The organism is Methylobacterium planeticum, from assembly GCF_008806345.1.
Taxonomy (GTDB): Bacteria; Pseudomonadota; Alphaproteobacteria; order Rhizobiales; family Beijerinckiaceae; genus Methylobacterium; species Methylobacterium planeticum.
Genome location: NZ_VZZJ01000003.1, coordinates 297,267 through 315,266 on the forward strand (window position 1 = coordinate 297,267; position 18,000 = coordinate 315,266).

Here is an 18,000-nt window from a genome sequence, read left to right on the forward strand (position 1 = left end):
ATGATCATCCGGCTCCTGTCGGCGGCCCTGGTCGCCGGCTTCCTCGCGGCCGTCGTCGCGACGGGCCTTCAGCTCGCCCTGACCTCGCCGCTCATCGTCGCGGCCGAGCGCTACGAGACGCACGACGCGCAGGCCAGCGCCGGGCACCCGCCCGTCCTTCGGTCCGGCGCCCTGCCCGGCGCCCTGCCGATCGTCCTGGCGCATGCCCATTCCGGCGCGCCGGCGCATTCGGAGGCGGAGGCGGATTCGGGCGCGGCGGCCGCGTGGCAGCCCGGCCCCGGCCTGCCCCGCATGGCCTTCACGGGCCTCGCGACCCTGATCGGCGGCGTCGGCTACGCCCTCCTCCTCGGTGCCGTGATGCTGGCCTGCGGCCGGGCCCCGACCCTCGAGCGCGGCCTCGGCTTCGCGGTGGCGGGCTTCCTGGCGGTGGCGCTGGCGCCGGCGCTCGGCCTGCCGCCGGAGCTGCCCGGCAGCGAGGCGGCGCCGCTCGCCGCGCGCCAGGCGTGGTGGCTGATGACCGCGGCCTCGACCGCCATGGGGCTCTACCTGATCGCGATCCGGCGGGTGCCGGTCACCATCCTGGGCGGCCTCGTGCTCCTCGTCGCCCCCCATGTGGCGGGCGCGCCCGAGGTGGCGGCGACGGCCTCGCCCCTGCCCGCGGGCCTCGCGGCGCAGTTCGCCGCCCGCTCCCTCGCCATCGCGTTCGTGTTCTGGGCCGTGATTGGGCTCGCCTTCGGCTGGGCCTGGCAGGCCTTCGGCCGCACCGCCCCGGCGCCGGCCCATGCCTGATCAAACCCGGCCTGATCAAACCCGGCCCGATCAAACCCGGCCTGACCGGACGGTGCCCGGATCCCAAGGCGACGTGGTGCTCTACGTCTGCACCACCTGCCGGGCCGAGGGCGACAGCGCCGAGATCCGGGCCGGGGCGCGCCTGCGAGCCGCCCTGGAGGCGCGCCTCGCCGAGGCGCCGGTGCCGGGCCTGCGGATCGAGCCGGTGGAGTGCCTCTCGGTCTGCAGGCGGCCCTGCACGGTGGCGGTCGCCTCGGCCGGACGCTGGACCTACGTCTACGGCGACCTCGACCCCGCGGCCTCCGCCGCCGCCCTCCTCGACGGGATCGGCCTCTACGCCGCCACGCCGGACGGCATCGTGCCCTGGCGCGCCCGGCCCGAGGCCTTCCGCAAGGGCGTCGTCGCCCGCATCCCGCCCTTCCCGCCCTCCGTCCCGCCCCCGATTCCGGAAGCCGCCGAATGAGCATCGTGCAGAAGATCCCGTGCACCATCGTCACGGGGTTCCTCGGGGCCGGCAAGACGACGCTGGTGCGCCACCTGATGGAGCGGGCGGAGGGGCGCCGCCTCGCGATCCTCGTCAACGAGTTCGGCGATGTCGGCTTCGACGGCTCGTTCCTGGCCGCCTGCGGCATCGCGGGCTGCACCGAGGACCAGATCGTCGAGCTGCCGAACGGCTGCATCTGCTGCACCGTGGCGGACGATTTCGTGCCCGCCCTGAACCAGATCCTCGGACGCGCCGACCCGCCCGAGCACATCCTGATCGAGACCTCGGGCCTCGCCCTCCCGAAGCCCCTGGTCCAGGCCTTCCAGTGGCCGGCGATCCGCTCGCGGGTGACGGTGGACGGCGTGGTGGCGGTGGTGGATGGCCCCGCCGTGGCCTCCGGCGCCTTCGCGGAGGACCCGGCCGCCCTCGCGGCGCAGCGCGTCGCCGACCCGAGCGTCGACCACGACAACCCCCTCGAGGAGGTGTTCGAGGACCAGCTCCTCTGCGCCGACCTCGTGGTGCTCAACAAGGCCGACCTCCTCGACGCCGGGGCCCTGGCCCGGGTCCGCGCCGAGGTCGAACGGCAACTGCCCCGCGCCGTGAAGGTGGTGGAGACCGCCCACGGCGCGATCGACCCGCGGGTGCTGCTCGGCCTCGGCGCGGCGGCCGAGGACGACCTCGACGCCCGCCCCTCGCATCACGGCGAGGGCGAGGACCACGACCACGACGATTTCGAGACCGTCGCGATGGCGGTCCGCCCGGCCGTGACCGCGGGCGACCTCGCGGCGCGGGTCGAGCGGGCCGCCGAGACGCCCGGCGTCCTGCGCATCAAGGGCTTCGCGGAGATCGAGGGCAAGCCGATGCGCCTCGTGGTCCAGGGCGTCGGGCGGCGCGTCGCGCACCATTTCGACCGGCCCTGGAAGCCGGCCGAGCCCCGCGACGGACGCCTCGTGGTGATCGGCCTCAAGGGCTTCGACCGGGGTGCCGTCGCCGCCGCACTGGCGGGATAGGGCGGCGGGGCCCGCCGCGCTATCATGCCGGGCCCGAGGGACACAAAACCAGGATGTTGGAGCGCATCACGAGGCCGATGAGCGTGGCGGCGTCCTTCGCCCGGCAGGAACGCCGGGCGGAGCGCGCCGCGCTCGTGGGCGGCGTGGCTGTCCCGGCCCGGCCGCGGCCGGCTCAGGACGCGTCGCCCGGCCCGGCGGCCTGAGCGGGCCCGGGCCATGCACCTCATCCGCATCGACACGGTGTCCCTCGACGAGGGCGAGGCGGCGGTCGACCTCGGGCAGGAGCCCGGCGACATCGTCTTCCTGTCGTTCACCGATTCCGATCTCTACGGGGTGGCGCGCGCCCACGCCGCCCGGCCCGGCCTGCCCTCCCTGCGGCTCGCCCGGCTGGCGCGCCTGCGCCACCCGATGTCGGTCGACCTCTATGTCGACCGGGTGATCGCCAAGGCCCGGATCGTGGTGATCCGCTGCCTCGGCGGGCTCGATTACTGGCGCTACGGCCTCGAGCGGACCCTGGCCGCCGCCCGCGCCCACGGGGTGATCCTGGTGGTGCTGCCCGGCGACGACCGGCCGGACCCGCGCCTCGACGCCTACGCCACCGCCCCCCACCTCGCGCCGGTCCTCGACGCCTATTTCCGGGCCGGGGGGCCGGACAACCTGCGCCGCCTGCTCGGCCGGCTCGCGGGCGAGATCGGCCACCCGGGCCCGGTCGAGGCGCCGGAGCCCCTGCCGCGCGGCTTCCCCTGGTGCCCCGGCTGCGGGCCGCTCCCCCTCGGCACCGCCCTCGCGGCGGCCGGGACGGGGCCGCCGGCCTTCCTCCTCGTCTACCGCTCGGCCGTGCTCGCGGGCGACGGCGCCCCGGTCGCGGCGCTCGCCGCCGCCCTGTCGGCGCGGGGCCTGAGCCCGGTGATCCTGGCGGTGTCGAGCCTCAAGGACCCGGAGGCGCTGGCGGCCCTGCGCGTCGCGATCGCGGCGCGCCGGCCGGCCGTGATCCTGGCCGCGACCGCCTTCGCGGCCCGGGACGATGCGGGCTTCGTCCTCGACGCCGCCGATTGCCCGGTGCTGCAGGCCTACACGGTCGGCGCCCCCCGGGCGGCCTGGGTGGCCTCGGCGCGGGGCCTCAACGCCGCCGACCTCGCCATGCAGGTGGCGCTGCCCGAATTCGACGGGCGGCTCGCGGGCTTCCCCATCGCCTTCAAGGAGGAGGCGCCGGAGGTGGCGGGCTTCGCCGAGCGCCGCGCCGTGCCGGACCCCGCCGGCATCGCGGCCCTCGCCGACCGGGCCGCCGCCTGGGCCCGCCTCGCCCGCCTGCCGCGCCCCGAGCGCCGGGTCGCCCTGGTGCTCTCGGACTACCCGGCCCGCGGCGGCCGCGCCGGCTTCGCGGTGGGCCTCGACACGCCGGAGAGCGCCCGCGCCATCCTCGCCGACCTTGCGGCGGCCGGCTACGCCGTGGGCGCGATTCCCGAGGCCGGCGCCCTGATGCGGGCGCTCACGGGCGACGCGGCCGGCTTCGCGGTGCCCCTCGGCGCCTACCGCGCCTGGCTCGCCGGCCTGCCGGAGCCCGCCCGCGACACCCTCCTGGCCCGCTGGGGCACCCCCGAGGCGGATCCGGCCTGCCGCGACGGGGCCTTCCGCTTCCCGGTGGCGCCGGCGGGCCCCCTCGCCGCCGCTCCGCCCACGCGGCCCTGCGCAAACGGCACCGGCAGCGCGACGGGCCCCCTCTCCCGTGCGGGAGAGGGTTGGGGTGAGGGACGCGACGTCTCCGGAGAAGTCGCACCCCTCGCCGTCTTCCTGCAGCCCGACCGCGGCCGGGGCGAGGACCGCAAGGCCGGGTACCATGACCCCGACGAGCCGCCGACGCACGCCTACCTGGCGTTCTACCTCGGCCTGCGGCAGAACTTCGACGCGCTGGTGCATCTCGGCACCCACGGCACCACCGAGTGGCTGCCCGGCAAGGCGGTGGCCCTCTCCCCCGCGTGCTGGCCGGCCCGCGCCATCGGGGCGCTTCCCGTCATCTACCCGTTCATCGTCGACGATCCGGGGGAGGCCGCGCCCCTGAAGCGGCGGCTCGGCGGCATCGCCCTCGGCCACCTGACCCCGCGCACCGGCACGGCCGGGCTCTCCCCGGAGGCCGCGCGCCTGCGCGAGCTCGTCGAGGAATACGCCGCCGCGAGCGTGCTCGACCCGCGCCGGGCCGAGCTGATCGCCCGCGCGATCCTGGACGAGGCCGACGCGGCGGGCCTCCTCGACGGGGCCGGCATCACCCCCGACACCCCGATGGCCGACGCGCTCACCGCCCTCGACGCGCATCTCTGCGACCTCGGCGAGACCGTGTTTCGCGAGGGGCTGCACGTCTTCGGCCGGGTGCCGGCAGGGGAGCAGGCCACTGCGCCCGATTCGGTCCGGGCCTGCGCCGGGGCCGAGCGGGCCGGGCTGCTCGCCGCCCTCGACGCGCGCTTCGTGCCCCCCGGCCCCGCGGGCTCGCCCTCGCGCGGGCGCCAGGACGTGATGCCGACGGGCCGCAACCTCACCACCCTCGACCCGCGGGCGATCCCGACCCGGGCCGCCGCCCTCCTGGGCACCCGGGCGGCCGGGACGGTGGTGACGCGCTACCTGCAGGACGAGGGCGCGTACCCGGCCCGGGTGGTGATGGACCTCTGGGCCTCGCCGACGCTGCGCACCGGCGGCGAGGACGTGGCCCATGCCCTGGCGCTGATGGGCGTGCGCCCGGTCTGGGACCACGCCAGCACCCGTGTCACCGGCTTCGAGGTGCTGCCCCTCGCCCTCCTCGACCGGCCGCGCATCGACGTGACCCTGCGGGTCTCCGGCGCCTTCCGCGACACCTTCCCGGACACCCTCGCGCTCCTCGACCGGGCGGCCCGCGCGGTCGCGGCCCGCGAGGAGGAGGATGCCGAGAACCCGCTGGCCGCCGCCCGGCGCCGGGGCGAGGCCGGCGCCCGGGTCTACGGCGCGGCGCCGGGCCGCTACGGCGCGGGGGCGGCCGAGACCGCCCTCGACGGGGCCTGGGACGCCCGCGCCGATCTCGGCCGGGCCTATCTCGCGGCCACCACCCACGCCTACGGGGGCGCCGAGGCGGCGGCGGATCCGGGCTTCGCCGCCCGCGTCGCCGGGGCGGATGCCTACCTGCACGCCTTCGACGTGGCCGAGCGCGACCTCCTCGACGGGGACGCCGCCGCCGACGCCATGGGGGGGTTCGCCGCCGCCGCCGACCTGGGCGGCGCGGCGCCGGCCCTCTACAGCCTCGACGTCTCGAACCCCGAGGCCCCGAAGGCCCGCAGCGCGCGGGAGGACGTGGCCCGCCTGATCCGGGGCCGCCTCGCCGACCCGCGCTGGATCGCCGGGCAGCTCCGCCACGGCTACCGGGGCGCGCAGGAGCTGGCGCAGGGACTCGACGCGGTCTTCGTCCTCGCCGCGACGACGCGGGCCGTCAGCGACGCCGACCTCGACCGGCTCTACGGCGCCTGGATCGCCGACGCGGAGGTGTTCGAGGCCCTGCGCGCGGCCAACCCCGCCGCGACCCGGGCGATCCTCGAGCGCTTCGACGCGGCGCGGGCGCGCGGCCTCTGGCACTCGCGCCGCAACGCCCGCGCGGCGGACGAGCTGATGCGCGAGGCCGCCGAGTGAGCGTCCCCCGCCGGATCGCCCCGACAGCGCCGTCGCGCCGGGGCTGGTGCCCCGGCCTCGCCCGCCCGATGCCGACCGGCGACGGCCTGCTCGCCCGCATCCATCCCCCGGGCGGCCGCCTCAGCCCGGCGCAGGCGCGGGCCGTCGCGGGGGCGGCCCGGGATTTCGGCAACGGCCATGTCGACGTCACCGCCCGGGCCAACCTGCAGATCCGCGGCGTGCGCGCGGAGACGCGCGGGCCCCTCGCCGCCGCCGTCGAGGCCGCCGGGCTCGGCGATGCCCGCCACGACGGCGGCCCGCAGCGCCTGACCCTGACGCACCCGCTCGGCGGCCTCGACCCGGCCGAGGCCTTCGATGCCGCCGGCATCGCCCGCGCGGTCGAGGCCCTGGGCCGCGCCCTGCCCGGCCTGCCGGCCAAGACCCTGGTGGCGGTCGAGGGCCTGCGCTGGCCCCTCGGCGAGACCGGCGCGGACGTGCTCGTGCGCGCCACCGGGCCCGACGAGGCCGCCCTCGGCCTCGCGGCGGAGGACGGCCCGCTCTGGCTCGGCCCCATCGGGACAACCCGCCTCGCCGACGCGGTGGCCGCCGCCCTCGCGGCCTTCGCGGGCACCGGGGGCCGGCGCCTGCGCGACCTCACCGATGCCGAGCGGGCCGCAGTGGCCCGGAGCGCCGGCGCTCCCGCACCGTTCCGCGCTCGCGGAACCGACCTCTCCCGGACCGGAGCGGGGGCGCGCGACGCCGCCCTGCCCGCCGGGCTGATCCCGCTCGCGCCGGGGCGGATCGCCGTCGTGGTGGAGGCCGCGTTCGGGCGCTGCGGCGCGGACGGGCTCGAGTGCCTCGCCGCGATCGCGGACGGGCTCGGGGCGCCGGAGATCCGCCTCGCACCGACCCGCGGCTTCGTGCTGGCCGCAGCCGACCAGGCCGCCGCCGCGGGCGCGCTCGCCGCGCTCGCCGCGCAGGGCTTCGTCACCGAGCCGGACGATCCCCGCCGGGCGGTGGCGGCCTGTCCGGGCGCGCCGGCCTGCGCCTCGGGCACGACGCCGACCCTCGCCGACGCCGCCCGCCTCGCCGAGGCGTTCCGGCCCTTCGCGGCGCGGGGCTTGCGCGCCCACGTCTCGGGCTGCCCCAAGGGCTGCGCCCATCCGGGCGCGGCCGACCTCACCCTCGTCGGCGCGGATGGCCGCTACGGCCTCGTGCTCGGCGGGACGCCCGGCGCGGAACCGGCGATGCAACTCACTTTCGAGGCGGCGCTGGAGCGCGTAAGGAGGGCGGATTCCGCCCTCGGCCTCGATCACGCTTTCAGGACCTGACCACATGAGCGCGCGCCTCGATTACCTGCGCGACGGGCAAGCCATCTATGCCCGTTCCTTCGCGATGATCCGCGCCGAGGCCGATCTCGCCCGGTTCACGGGCGCCGCCGAGCGCGTCGTGGTGCGGATGATCCACGCCTGCGGCATGACCGACCTGCCCCGGGACGTGGAGGTGTCGGAGACCTTCGCGGAGGCCGGCGAGGCGGCGCTCAAGGCCGGCGCCCCGGTCCTGTGCGACGTGCGCATGGTGGCCGACGGGGTCACCCGGACGCGGCTGCCGGCGAGCAACCCGGTGATCTGCACGCTCGGCGACCCGCGCGTGCCGGAGCTTGCCGCCGCGATGGGCACGACCCGCTCCGCCGCCGCGATGGAGCTCTGGCGCGAGCACCTGCCGGGCAGCGTGGTGGCGGTCGGCAACGCGCCCACCGCCCTGTTCCGCCTGCTCGAGCTCCTCGACGCGGGCGTCGGCGCCCCCGCCGCCGTGATCGGGATCCCGGTCGGCTTCGTCGGCGCGGCGGAATCGAAGGAGGCCCTGGCCCGCGACGGGCGGGTGCCGTTCTGCGTCGTGCACGGGCGGCGCGGCGGCAGCGCCATGGCGGCGGCGGCCGTCAACGCGCTGGCGAACGAGGTCGAGTGATGGAGGCGGGGGAGCGCATCGCGCTGGGGGGCGAGGACGGGTCGGCGTTCGCCGCCGTCGCCACCGGCACCCTCTACGGGGTCGGCATGGGGCCGGGCGAGCCGGAATACCTCACGGTCCGCGCCATGCGGGTGCTGGAGCGCGCCCCCGTGCTCGTCCATTTCTGCAAGAAGGGCCGGCGCGGCAACGCCCGCACCATCGCGGACGCGATCCTCAGGGACCCGGCCCGCGAGTTCCCGCTGGTCTACCCCTACACCACCGAACTGCCGCCGGACCATGTTGAGTACGTCTCGGCGCTCGCGGGCTTCTACGACGACGCGGCCGGGCGGCTCGCCGACCACCTCGGCGCGGGCCGCGACGTGGCGATCCTGTCGGAGGGCGACCCCTTCTTCTACGGCTCCTTCATGCATCTCTGGCGCCGGCTGAAGGACCGCTTCCCGGTCGAGGTGGTGCCCGGCGTCACCGGCATGTCCGGCTGCTGGACGCGGGCCGGCACCCCGATCACCTGGGGCGACGACGTCCTGACGGTCCTGCCCGCGACCCTGCCGCACCCGGCCCTCGTCGAGCGCCTGCGCGGCACGGACGCGGCGGTGATCATGAAGCTCGGGCGCCACCTGCCGAAGGTCCGCGCGGCGCTCACCGAGACCGGGCTCCTCGCCCGGGCGGTCTATGTCGAGCGCGGCACCATGGCGGGGGAGCGCGTGGTGGCGCTCGCCGACAAGCCGGACGACGACGCCCCCTACTTCTCGATGGTGCTGGTGCCCGGCGAGGGCCGCCGGCCGTGAGCGGCAGCGTCGCGATCATCGGCCTCGGCCCCGGCGACCCGCGCCTCCTCACCGGCGCCGCCCAGGCCGCCCTCGACGCCGCCGAGGACCTGATCGGGTATCATCCCTACGTCGCCCGCGTGCCCGAGCGCGCCGGCCTGCGGCGGCATGCCAGCGACAACCGCGTCGAGGTCGACCGCGCCCGCCACGCCCTCGCGCTCGCCGCCGCCGGCCGGCGCGTCGCGGTGGTCTCGGGCGGGGATCCGGGCGTCTTCGCCATGGCGGCGGCGGTGTTCGAGGCCGTCGAGGCCGGCGACCCGGCCTGGCGCCGGCTCCCCATCACGGTCGAGCCCGGCATCACCGCGATGCTGGCCGCCGCCGCCCGGCTCGGGGCGCCCCTCGGGGGGGATTTCTGCGCGCTCTCCCTCTCGGACAACCTGAAGCCCTGGGACGTGATCACGGCCCGGCTGGAGGCGGTGCTGCGCGCCGATCTCGTGGTGGCGCTCTACAACCCGATCTCCGCGGCCCGCCCCTGGCAGCTCGGCGCCGCCCTCGGCCTCGCCGCCGAGATCCGGGCGCCCGGAACGCCCGTCATGCTCGCCCGCGCCGTCACCCGCCCCGACGAGGCGATCCGGGTCCTCACCCTGGCGGAGGCCCGCGACGCCCCCGCCGACATGGCCACGCTGGTGATCATCGGCGCCTCGGCCACCCGCCTGATCCCGCGCGGGCCCGGGGCGCGGCCCTACGTCTACACCCCCCGCAGCGTGCCCCCCGCGGAGCCGGCCTGATGGTGCGGGTGTCGCGATCGGTGCGGGTGGGGCGACGCGCCCCCTCTCCCGTCCGGGAGAAGGTTGGGCTGAGGGAGGCGACCGCTCCGGCGCGCGCCTCAGCCGGAGCCGAGCACCGCCCCGGACCGGATCAGGGCCAGGGCCGATTCCGCATCCGGCACCGCCGGCACGGCGGGCTTGGGCGGACGCGCGATCATCACGACCGGGAGGGCGAGGCGGCGGGCGGCCAGGATCTTGCCGGCGGTGGCGGACCCGCCCGAGTTCTTGCTGACCAGGACCGCGATGGCGCGGCTTGCCAGGAACGCCGCCTCGGAGTCCGCGTCGAAGGGGCCGCGGGCCTCGATCGCGGTGAGGCGCGGCACCGGCAGCGCGGCCCCGAGGGGCTCGATCGTGCGCACCACGTAATCGTGCTGGGGCGCGGCCGCGAAGGCCGCGACCTCCTGCCGGCCGATCGTCAGGAAGACGCGGCGGGGCGCGGGCCCGAGCGCCGCGGCGGCCTCCGCCACGGTGGCGACCTCGGTCCAGGCATCCCCCGGCTGGCGGGTCCAGGCCGGGCGGCGCACCGCCAGGATCGGCACGCCGGCCCGCGCGGCGGCGAGCGCGGCGTTGCGGGACATCCGGGCCGCGAAGGGATGCGTCGCGTCGACCAGGAGGTCGATCCGGTTCGCGCCGAGATGGGCCGCGAGCCCGTCCGGGCCGCCGAACCCGCCGGTCCGCGTCGGCACGGGCTCGGGCTTCGGCGCGGCGGTGCGGCCGGCGAGCGAGAGGGTGACGTCGTGGCCGGGCGCGCCGGCGAGGCCCCGCGCCAGGGCGCTCGCCTCGCCGGTGCCCCCGAGGATGAGGATGCGCATGGCCGCCTTGTCCACGAGGGCTGAGCCCGTGTCGAGCGGGGTCGGGGCGGCCGGCGCGCCCTGGCTCGCCATCGTGGGCATCGGCGAGGATGGCCGGGCCGGGCTGTCGCCCGCGGCCGAGGCGGCCCTCGCGGGCGCCCGCCTGGTCTGGGGCGGGCGCCGCCACCTCGCCCTGGCCGGCCCCCTGGCGGCGGAGAGCCGCCCCTGGCCGAGCCCGATCACGGCGGCCTACCCGGAGATCCTGGCCCGGCGCGGGCAGCCGACCTGCATCCTCGCCACCGGCGACCCGTTCCATTACGGCATCGGCGCCGAGATCGCCCGCCTCGTGCCGGCCGCCGAGATCCGGGCCTATCCCCAGCCCTCGGCCTTCAGCCTCGCCTGCGCCCGCCTCGGCTGGCCGCTCGCCGAATGCGCCTGCCTGACCCTGCACGGCCGGGCCCTCGCCCGGATCGTGCCCCATCTCCAGCCCGGCGCCCGCCTCCTCGTCCTGTCCTGGGACGAGACCACCCCCGCCGCCGTCGCGGAGCTGATGCGCGCGCGGGGGTTCGGCGGCTCGCGTCTGACGGTGCTGGAGGCGATGGGCGGCCCGCGCGAGCGGGTCCGCGAGGCCGCCGCCGCCGGCTTCGACCTCGCGGGGATCGCCCCCCTCAACACCCTGGCGGTCGCCGTCGCGGCCGAGCCCGGGGCCCGCCCGGTGCCCCTCGCTCCCGGCCTCGACGACGCCTGGTTCGAGAATGACGGGCAGCTCACCAAGGCCGAGATCCGGGCCGTGACCCTGGCGGCCCTGGCGCCGCGCCTCGGCCAGCGCCTGTGGGATATCGGTGGGGGCGCGGGCTCGGTCTCGATCGAGTGGATGCTGCGCCACCCCGCCCAGCGCGCGGTCGCGATCGAGGCCCGGCCGGAGCGGGCCGCACGCATCCGGCGCAACGCCGAATCGCTCGGGGTGCCGGACCTCGCGGTGGTGGAGGGCGAGGCGCCGGCGGCCCTCGCCGGCCTGCCGGCGCCGGACGCGATCTTCGTCGGCGGCGGCGTCGGCGCCCCCGGCCTCCTGCCCGCCGCCATCGCGGCGCTGCCCGCGGGCGGGCGGCTCGTCGCCAACGCCGTGACGCTGGAGGCCGAGGCGGTGCTGCTCGCGGCCTTCGCGGAGCGGGGCGGCACCCTGCGGCGGCTCTCGGTGGCCCGGGCCGATCCGGTCGGCGGGCTGCACGGCTGGCGCGCCGCCATGCCCGTCACCCAATGGGCCTGGACCAAGCCGTGAGCGTCGTCGCGGGAATCGGCTTCCGTCGCGGCACGCCGGCCGCCGAGATCGTCGCGCTCCTGCGCCGCGCGCTGCGCGAGGCCGCCTCCGACGACCTCGGGGCGCTGGCCACCGCCGCCGACCGGGCCGACGCGCCCGCCTGCCGCGAGGCGGCGCGGGCCTTCGGGCTCGTGCCCCTCGGCGTGGCGCCGGCAGCGCTCGCGGCGGTCGACGCACGGGTGCCGACGCGCTCGCCCCGGATCGAGCGCCTGCGCGGCATCGGGTCCCTGGCGGAGGCCGCGGCCCTCGCGGCGGCCGGCGACGGCGCCCGCCTCATCCTGCCCCGCATCGCCAGCCCGGGGGCCACCTGCGCGCTGGCGCGACCCGGGCGGGACCCCGAGCCGCGGGACCCCGAGCCGGCGGAGCCGCACGCATGACCGTCCACTTCATCGGCGCCGGCCCGGGCGCGGCCGACCTCATCACGGTGCGCGGCCGCGACCGCATCGCGGCCTGCCCGGTCTGCCTCTATGCCGGCTCCCTGGTGGCGCCCGAGATCCTGGGCTGGTGCCCGCCGGGGGCCCGCATCGTCGACACCGCCCCCCTGGACCTCGACGCGATCATGGCCGAGTGCGCCGCCGCCGAGGCCCGCGGCGAGGACGTGGCCCGGCTGCACTCGGGCGACCTCTCGATCTGGAGCGCCCTCGCCGAGCAGACCCGCCGCCTCGAGGCGCTGGGCATCCCCTACACGGTGACGCCGGGGGTGCCCGCCTTCGCGGCCGCGGCGGCGCGGCTCGGGCGCGAGCTGACGGTGCCGGGCCTCGCCCAGTCCGTCGTCCTGACCCGCACCTCGGGCCGGGCCAGCGCCATGCCGGAGCGCGAGACGCTCGCGGCCTTCGCGGCGACCGGCGCGACCCTGGCGCTCCACCTCTCGATCCACGTCACCGGGACGATCGTGGCCGAGCTGACGCCCTTCTACGGGCCGGATTGCCCGGTCGCGGTGGTGTTCCGCGCGACCTGGCCGGACGAGCGCGTGATCACCGGCACCCTCGCGGACATCGCTTCGGCCGTCGCCGCGGCGGGGCTGGAGCGCACCGCCCTGATCCTGGTCGGGCCGGCGCTGGCGCCCGGGGCGTTCCGGGAGAGCGCGCTCTACTCCGTCGATTACGACCGCCGCTTCCGGCCGACGGGCGCCGCCCTGGGCCGGTCCGAACCATGAACCCGCCCGGCCTCCTGATCGCCGCGCCCCGGTCGAGCTCGGGCAAGACCACCGTCACCCTCGCGCTGATGCGGGCGCTGAGCCGGCGCGGGCTGGCGGTGCGCGGCGCGAAATGCGGCCCGGACTACATCGACCCGGCCTTCCATCAGGCCGCCACCGGGCATCCGAGCTTCAACCTCGACAGCTTCGCCATGCCGGACGCCCTCCTCGACGCGGTGGCGGCGCTCGCCACGGACCGGGCCGACCTCGTCGTCGCCGAGGGCTCGATGGGCCTGTTCGACGGGATCGTGGCCGGCGAGGGCCGCACCGGCGCCAATGCCGACATCGCGGCGCGCTACGGCTGGCCGGTGCTCCTCGTCCTCGACGTCTCGGGGGCGGCGCAATCGGCCGCCGCCGTGGCGCTCGGCTGCGCCCGCTACGATCCCCGCGTGCAGATCGCGGGCGTCGTGCTCAACAAGGTCGCGAGCGCGCGCCACCGCCGCCTCGTCGAGGCGGGGCTCGCGAGAATCGGCCTGCCGGTCCTCGGCGCGCTGATGCGGGATGCGAGCCTCGTCCTGCCGGAGCGCCATCTCGGCCTCGTCCAGGCGCGGGAGACCGCGGACCTCGACGCGCGCCTCGACCGGCTCGCCGACCTCGCGGAGGCCGGGCTCGACCTCGACGCGGTCCTGGCCTGCGCGGGCGGCGCCGGTCCCGCGCCCGGCGCGGGCGCCCTGCCCCGGCCGCCGGGCCAGCGCGTCGCGGTGGCCTCCGACGAGGCCTTCTCGTTCCTCTACCCGCACATGGCGGCGGGCTGGCGCGCGGCCGGCGCCGAGATCGTGCCGTTCTCACCCCTCGCCGACGCGCCGCCGCCGCCCGATTGCGACGCCTGCTGGCTGCCCGGCGGATACCCGGAGCTGCATGCGGGGCGGCTCGCCGCGGCGACGCGCTTCCTCGCCGGCCTGCGCGGCTTCGCCCGGGCGAAGCCCGTCCACGGGGAGTGCGGCGGCTACATGGTGCTGGGCGAGGGGCTGGAGGACGCGGCCGGGGTCACCCACGCCATGGCGGGCCTGCTGCCGGTGGCGACCTCCTACCGGAGCCGCAGGCTCCACCTCGGCTACCGGGTCGCCACGCTCCTGGCGGACGGCGTGCTCGGGGGCGCGGGGAGCCGCTGCGTCGGCCACGAGTTCCACTACGCGAGCGAGCTGACCGCGCCGCCCGTCGCCGGGAACGCGCTGGCGCGGGTCACCGATGCGGAGGGCGTCCCGCAGGGGCTCGCCGGCCACCGCAGCGGCCACGTCACCGGAAGCTTCTTCCACCTGATCGCGGGGGATCAAGCCGGTGGCCCACGGGGCGGGCCCCGGATTCCCGAATTTCCCGGATCCGCAGGCCCCGAAACCGGGCTCAGGCCTCGGTGACCTCGACGTTCGCGGGCGCGGGCGCGGGCGCGGGCGCGGCCTCGTCCGGGGCCGGGGGCTGGCCGAGCCGGGAGACGGTGCGCACGAGGGCGAGCACGTCGCGACGCATCTGGTCGTCCCCGATCAGCGCGTAGGCGCGCAGGAGTTCGATGGCCCCGTGCGCGCTGAGGAAGCCGAACACGTCCCCCTGGCCCTGGGATCCGGCCTCGTTCTCCTCGAAGAAGGCGGAGACCGGCACCTCGAGCAGGCGGGCGATCTCGCGCAGGCGGCCGGCGCCGACGCGGTTCTGCCCTTTCTCGTACTTCTGCACCTGTTGGAAGGTCACGCCGACCGCGGTGCCGAGCGCGGTCTGACTCATCCCGCGGGCCTTGCGCAGCGCGGTGATCCGGATGCCGACGAGGCGATCGACGTCGGTGGTCTGCTTGGGCATCATGGTTCAAACTGGTCCTTCTGCGAGTTCGCCCACTCCGCCGACGGACCATCGGCGGGACGAGCCTGCATTTCGAAGATGCGATCCGAGACACGGACATGCGGCGGCAGTTGACCTACCATCTCGCTTCCGAAGGCATCAGGCCCTAACGCCCGCAGAAACCACGCTTTTCAATCACGCCGACGTGATCGGAAGCGGGCTCTGTCCAGGCCTCGCGAACGGTTGCCTTGGCAACAACTTGACCACGAAGGGCTTAACGATTGCAAGCCTAATGGGAGATCACCTTCCGGAATTGACGGACAATTAATGCTGAGTGATCGGGGCCGCCCGGTCGAACTGGAGGGTTCTCCCGGCGGCCGCCGCATCCGTCGCGTCAATGCGCCGAATTCCCCGGCGCCGATGCCGCCGCTACGGTCCCGGCGCAGGTATCCCGCAGCAAGACAGGATGGAGACGAGCCCATGTTCATCGCCATGAATCGATTCAAGGTGGTCAAGGACGCGACGGACGATTTCGAGCAGGTCTGGCTCGGGCGCGACAGTCACCTCGGCGAGATGGCGGGCTTCGTCGAATTCCAGTTGCTGCGCGGACCGGAACACGAGGACCACGTCCTCTACGCCTCCCATACGATCTGGCGCTCGAAGGCGGATTTCGAGGCCTGGACCCGCTCCGAGCAGTTCCGCAAGGTCCATAGCCGGGCGCCGAGCACGAAGCCGCTCTATCTCGGCCACCCGCAATTCGAGGGTTTCGAGACGATCCAGACCGTCGCTCGGAAGGACGTCGCGCGGGAGGATGTGGCGCGGGAGGATGTGGCGCGGGAGGACACCGCCGCGGGCTCGGCCGACGCCGCCGCCTGACGCTTCGCTCGGGCCCGCGCCCGGCGCGGCGTCCCGCGCGCCGGGCTGGGATTGCGGCGGCAGCGAGTGCGCAAAAATCGCTCAATCGGCGAGGGAGCCGCGTCGCACTCGTCAATCACAATTATTTGATCGACGCGCCGACAATCCGATCGAATTCATTAACCTGTTTCCGCAGCGGGGAGATTCGCCGCGGCGGGGCCCCGCGGGGGTGTTTCCGCGGCGGCCGCGCGGTCTGCCCGCGTTGCGCGTGTTGCGTGAAACCACTACTCGCGCCGGCAGGCGGGACGCTCTGAATCGGTACTCAAGACTGGGGCCTGAAGCTTGCGCAAACGTCTCGGAGATCCGGGACTGAACGCAGCCTTGTTTCAGTTCGGGACAGAATCCGGTTCATGACGGAACGCAGCGCCCGATGTTTCACGAACGGCTTCCCGAGACCTTCCAGAGCCTGCCGGCCGGCGCCCCGCGCCGCCGCGACGTCTGGGCGTCGCTGCTGCCGCGCCGCAGCCGGGCGGCCTTCCGCCTCGGCATCTCGGCGACCATCGCGGTCGCCGACTTCGTCACGATCTGCGGCACGGGCCTGCTGATCGAGGCGGCCTACCACTTCTCCCTGACCGGCCGGCTCATCCCGATGGCCGAGACCCGCAGCCTGCGCATCTCCGGGCTCATCGCCATCGTGGTCCTGCTCACGAACCTGTTCCGCGAAGAGTACAGCATCGAGAACGCGCTGGCGCTGAAGCCGCATCTGCGGCGCGCCGCCTCGCTCTGGCTCGCCGCCTGGGCGGTGGTACTGGTCCTCGGCTTCGCCACCAAGACCACCACCGACTTCTCGCGCGTCGTCGCCGTCACCCTCTTCGTGGTCGGGTTGCCGGCGATGCTCGGCATGCGCGCGGGCATGATCGCCCTGGTGCGCCGGGGCATCACCCCGGCCTCGGCCTCGGTGAGCCGGATCCACCTCGTCGGCTACGAGGAGGACATCGCGCGCTTCTACGCCGGCAACGACGCCGAGGCGCTCGGCCTGCGCGTCATCGGCACGAGCTACCTGCGCCGGATCGACCCGGCCGCCGAGGCCGCCGCCCGGCAGGCGCAGATGTCGGAGGATCTCGACCTCGCCGTCTCGGTGGTGCGCTTCCTGCGCCCCGACGACGTCTTCATCCTCGTGCCCTGGGCCGAGACCGCCGATGTCGAGCGCTGCATCGACGCCTTCCTGCGCGTGCCCGCCGCCCTGCACCTGCGCCCCGGCACGGTGCTCGACCGCTTCCCCGACATGCAGATCTCCCGCGTCGGCCGCCTGTCGGGCATCAATATCGGGCGGCGCCCGCTGAACCTCGGCGAGATCCTCCTGAAGCGCGCCTTCGACCTCGTCGTCGCGCTCGCCGCCCTCATGCTCCTCGCGCCGCTGCTCGCCGCGGTGGCGGTGCTGATCAAGCTCGACAGCCCGGGGCCGGTCTTCTTCCGGCAGAAGCGCTACGGCTTCAACCAGCAGCCCTTCGGCGTCTTCAAGTTCCGCAGCATGAAGATGGAGGAGAATGCCGCCTTCCGGCAGGCCAGCCGCAACGATTCCCGCATCACCCGGGTCGGCGCGATGCTGCGCCGCTCGAACCTCGACGAGCTGCCGCAGCTCCTCAACGTGGTGCTGGGCGAGATGTCCCTCGTCGGCCCGCGCCCGCATGCGCTGGCGCATGACCGCAGCTTCGAACGCCGCATCGCCCTCTACGCCCGCCGCCACAACGTGCGCCCCGGCATCACCGGCTGGGCGCAGGTGAACGGCCTGCGCGGCGAGACCCTGACCGACCTCGACATGGCGCGCCGGGTCCAGCACGACCTGCACTACATCGACCATTGGTCGATCTGGTTCGACATCCGGATCATGGTCCAGACCGTGATCTCGCCTCGCGCCTACAGGAACGCCTTCTGAGTCGGGGCCGCCGCAGGCGCCCTTCCTCGGGCGTTCTCCCTCAGGCACCCTCGTGGGCGTGCGCCTCGCGGCTGAGGCAGGCGCCGCACTCGCCCTCGACCTCGAGGATGCGGCTCGTCGGGCGGAAGCCCGCCCGCGCCAGGGTGCGGCCGAGCTGGTCCTCGATCTCCGGCGAAGTGGTCTCGTCGATGCTGCCGCAGCTGCGGCAGATCAGGAAAACGAGGCCCGCCCCCTCCCCGTGGCTGTGCCCGCAGGAGACGAAGGCGTTGCGGCTGGCGATCCGGTGGACGAGGCCGTGCTCGGTGAGGAAGTCGAGGGCGCGGTAGACCGAGACCGCGGCGACGCGCTTGCCCGTGCCGCTCAGGCGCTCGGCGATGTCGTAGGCTCCGAGGGGCTTGCCCTCGGCCGCGACGGTGCGCAGCACGTCCCGGCGCAGGCGGGTGAATTGCAGGTCGCGCTCGCCGCAGAAGCGCTCGGCGCGGGCCAGCGCGTCCGTGGCGCCGCCACAGCAACTGTCATGGGCGGCCGCATGCTCGTGCATTCCATCCCCCCGATCGAGCCGCCCGCGGGGGCCCGCCATCCCGCGGGACCCTGAGCCCGGGGCACGGGCCCCGATTGAACTCGGCGGGTGTTACAGTGTATCAGCCCGGAATATAAGACGCCGCCCGGGCCCCG

17 protein-coding genes are annotated in these 18,000 nt (G+C 76.0%); 14 read left to right on the top strand and 3 right to left on the bottom strand.

The annotated features are described in order from the left end of the window. The 8 genes from F6X51_RS05155 to cobJ all read left to right on the top strand — a co-directional run bounded on the left by F6X51_RS05155 (position 1) and on the right by cobJ (position 9,427). On the top strand, positions 1-789 hold the full coding sequence (locus F6X51_RS05155; protein ID WP_150962144.1) for a CbtA family protein: 789 nt from the start codon (positions 1-3) through the stop codon (positions 787-789). A gap of 52 nt (positions 790-841) precedes the next feature. Next, positions 842-1,252, top strand: a complete 411-nt coding sequence (locus F6X51_RS05160) for a DUF1636 family protein (RefSeq protein ID WP_246696628.1) — start codon at positions 842-844, stop codon at positions 1,250-1,252. Next, entirely contained in the window at positions 1,249-2,283 is a 1,035-nt protein-coding gene (gene cobW, locus F6X51_RS05165; protein ID WP_150962146.1) for a cobalamin biosynthesis protein CobW, read from the top strand. Before F6X51_RS05160 ends, cobW begins: the two co-directional genes overlap by 4 nt. A gap of 216 nt (positions 2,284-2,499) precedes the next feature. After that, a complete protein-coding gene (gene cobN, locus F6X51_RS05170) occupies positions 2,500-5,928 on the top strand; it encodes a cobaltochelatase subunit CobN (RefSeq protein WP_150962147.1) in 3,429 nt (1,142 codons plus the stop codon). Next, positions 5,925-7,238 (top strand): precorrin-3B synthase, encoded by a 1,314-nt coding sequence (gene cobG / locus F6X51_RS05175; RefSeq protein ID WP_150962148.1) that lies wholly within the window; start codon positions 5,925-5,927, stop codon positions 7,236-7,238. The genes cobN and cobG overlap by 4 nt, the downstream gene beginning before the upstream one ends. 4 nt (positions 7,239-7,242) lie before the next feature. Then, a complete protein-coding gene (locus F6X51_RS05180; protein WP_150962149.1) occupies positions 7,243-7,875 on the top strand; it encodes a precorrin-8X methylmutase in 633 nt (210 codons plus the stop codon). Beyond that, on the top strand, positions 7,875-8,660 hold the full coding sequence (locus F6X51_RS05185; protein WP_150962150.1) for a precorrin-2 C(20)-methyltransferase: 786 nt from the start codon (positions 7,875-7,877) through the stop codon (positions 8,658-8,660). Before F6X51_RS05180 ends, F6X51_RS05185 begins: the two co-directional genes overlap by 1 nt. Continuing rightward, on the top strand, positions 8,657-9,427 hold the full coding sequence (cobJ, locus tag F6X51_RS05190) for a precorrin-3B C(17)-methyltransferase (protein WP_150962151.1): 771 nt from the start codon (positions 8,657-8,659) through the stop codon (positions 9,425-9,427). Before F6X51_RS05185 ends, cobJ begins: the two co-directional genes overlap by 4 nt. Positions 9,428-9,525: 98 nt before the next feature. Here the strand turns inward: cobJ and F6X51_RS05195 are convergent, their stop codons facing one another. After that, complete coding sequence (locus F6X51_RS05195) at positions 9,526-10,278, bottom strand: cobalt-precorrin-6A reductase (protein WP_246696629.1); 753 nt, start codon at positions 10,276-10,278, stop codon at positions 9,526-9,528. On the opposite strand from F6X51_RS05195, the gene cbiE reads away from it, so the two are divergent. The 4 genes from cbiE to F6X51_RS05215 are packed head-to-tail and all read left to right on the top strand — an operon-like array spanning position 10,277 to position 14,125. Further along, entirely contained in the window at positions 10,277-11,536 is a 1,260-nt protein-coding gene (gene cbiE / locus F6X51_RS05200) for a precorrin-6y C5,15-methyltransferase (decarboxylating) subunit CbiE (RefSeq protein WP_150962153.1), read from the top strand. The genes F6X51_RS05195 and cbiE overlap by 2 nt on opposite strands. Next, on the top strand, positions 11,515-11,952 hold the full coding sequence (locus tag F6X51_RS05205; RefSeq protein ID WP_150962154.1) for a cobalamin biosynthesis protein: 438 nt from the start codon (positions 11,515-11,517) through the stop codon (positions 11,950-11,952). Before cbiE ends, F6X51_RS05205 begins: the two co-directional genes overlap by 22 nt. Then, positions 11,949-12,731 (top strand): precorrin-4 C(11)-methyltransferase, encoded by a 783-nt coding sequence (cobM, locus tag F6X51_RS05210; RefSeq protein ID WP_150962155.1) that lies wholly within the window; start codon positions 11,949-11,951, stop codon positions 12,729-12,731. Before F6X51_RS05205 ends, cobM begins: the two co-directional genes overlap by 4 nt. After that, positions 12,728-14,125, top strand: coding sequence for a cobyrinate a,c-diamide synthase (locus tag F6X51_RS05215; protein ID WP_150962156.1), 1,398 nt, complete (start codon positions 12,728-12,730; stop codon positions 14,123-14,125). The genes cobM and F6X51_RS05215 overlap by 4 nt, the downstream gene beginning before the upstream one ends. On the opposite strand, the gene F6X51_RS05220 is transcribed toward F6X51_RS05215, so the two are convergent. Further along, on the bottom strand, positions 14,112-14,558 hold the full coding sequence (locus tag F6X51_RS05220) for a helix-turn-helix domain-containing protein (protein ID WP_150962157.1): 447 nt from the start codon (positions 14,556-14,558) through the stop codon (positions 14,112-14,114). The genes F6X51_RS05215 and F6X51_RS05220 overlap by 14 nt on opposite strands. Before the next feature lie 456 nt (positions 14,559-15,014). On the opposite strand from F6X51_RS05220, the gene F6X51_RS05225 reads away from it, so the two are divergent. Beyond that, positions 15,015-15,410 (top strand): antibiotic biosynthesis monooxygenase family protein, encoded by a 396-nt coding sequence (locus F6X51_RS05225; protein ID WP_246696630.1) that lies wholly within the window; start codon positions 15,015-15,017, stop codon positions 15,408-15,410. Positions 15,411-15,819: 409 nt separating this feature from the next. After that, positions 15,820-17,325 carry an exopolysaccharide biosynthesis polyprenyl glycosylphosphotransferase gene (locus F6X51_RS05230; protein WP_150962158.1) on the top strand — a complete coding sequence of 502 codons (1,506 nt, stop codon included), beginning with the start codon at positions 15,820-15,822 and terminating at the stop codon, positions 17,323-17,325. A 40-nt stretch (positions 17,326-17,365) separates the two neighbouring features. Here the strand turns inward: F6X51_RS05230 and F6X51_RS05235 are convergent, their stop codons facing one another. Beyond that, positions 17,366-17,866, bottom strand: a complete 501-nt coding sequence (locus F6X51_RS05235; protein WP_150962159.1) for a Fur family transcriptional regulator — start codon at positions 17,864-17,866, stop codon at positions 17,366-17,368. Between the last annotated feature and the right edge of the window lie 134 nt (positions 17,867-18,000).

Bases quoted from the DNA above. Each gene is read 5' to 3' on its own strand.
- cobW (WP_150962146.1), top strand. From the start codon at position 1,249: ATGAGCATCGTGCAGAAGATCCCGTGCACCATCGTCACGGGGTTCCTC.
- F6X51_RS05195 (WP_246696629.1), bottom strand. From the start codon at position 10,278: ATGCGCATCCTCATCCTCGGGGGCACCGGCGAGGCGAGCGCCCTGGCG.
- F6X51_RS05225 (WP_246696630.1), top strand. From the start codon at position 15,015: ATGTTCATCGCCATGAATCGATTCAAGGTGGTCAAGGACGCGACGGAC.
- cobN (WP_150962147.1), top strand. From the start codon at position 2,500: ATGCACCTCATCCGCATCGACACGGTGTCCCTCGACGAGGGCGAGGCG.
- F6X51_RS05205 (WP_150962154.1), top strand. From the start codon at position 11,515: ATGGGCCTGGACCAAGCCGTGAGCGTCGTCGCGGGAATCGGCTTCCGT.
- F6X51_RS05155 (WP_150962144.1), top strand. From the start codon at position 1: ATGATCATCCGGCTCCTGTCGGCGGCCCTGGTCGCCGGCTTCCTCGCG.
- F6X51_RS05220 (WP_150962157.1), bottom strand. From the start codon at position 14,558: ATGATGCCCAAGCAGACCACCGACGTCGATCGCCTCGTCGGCATCCGG.
- cobM (WP_150962155.1), top strand. From the start codon at position 11,949: ATGACCGTCCACTTCATCGGCGCCGGCCCGGGCGCGGCCGACCTCATC.
- F6X51_RS05235 (WP_150962159.1), bottom strand. From the start codon at position 17,866: ATGCACGAGCATGCGGCCGCCCATGACAGTTGCTGTGGCGGCGCCACG.
- F6X51_RS05180 (WP_150962149.1), top strand. From the start codon at position 7,243: ATGAGCGCGCGCCTCGATTACCTGCGCGACGGGCAAGCCATCTATGCC.
- F6X51_RS05230 (WP_150962158.1), top strand. From the start codon at position 15,820: ATGTTTCACGAACGGCTTCCCGAGACCTTCCAGAGCCTGCCGGCCGGC.
- F6X51_RS05185 (WP_150962150.1), top strand. From the start codon at position 7,875: ATGGAGGCGGGGGAGCGCATCGCGCTGGGGGGCGAGGACGGGTCGGCG.
- cbiE (WP_150962153.1), top strand. From the start codon at position 10,277: ATGGCCGCCTTGTCCACGAGGGCTGAGCCCGTGTCGAGCGGGGTCGGG.
- F6X51_RS05215 (WP_150962156.1), top strand. From the start codon at position 12,728: ATGAACCCGCCCGGCCTCCTGATCGCCGCGCCCCGGTCGAGCTCGGGC.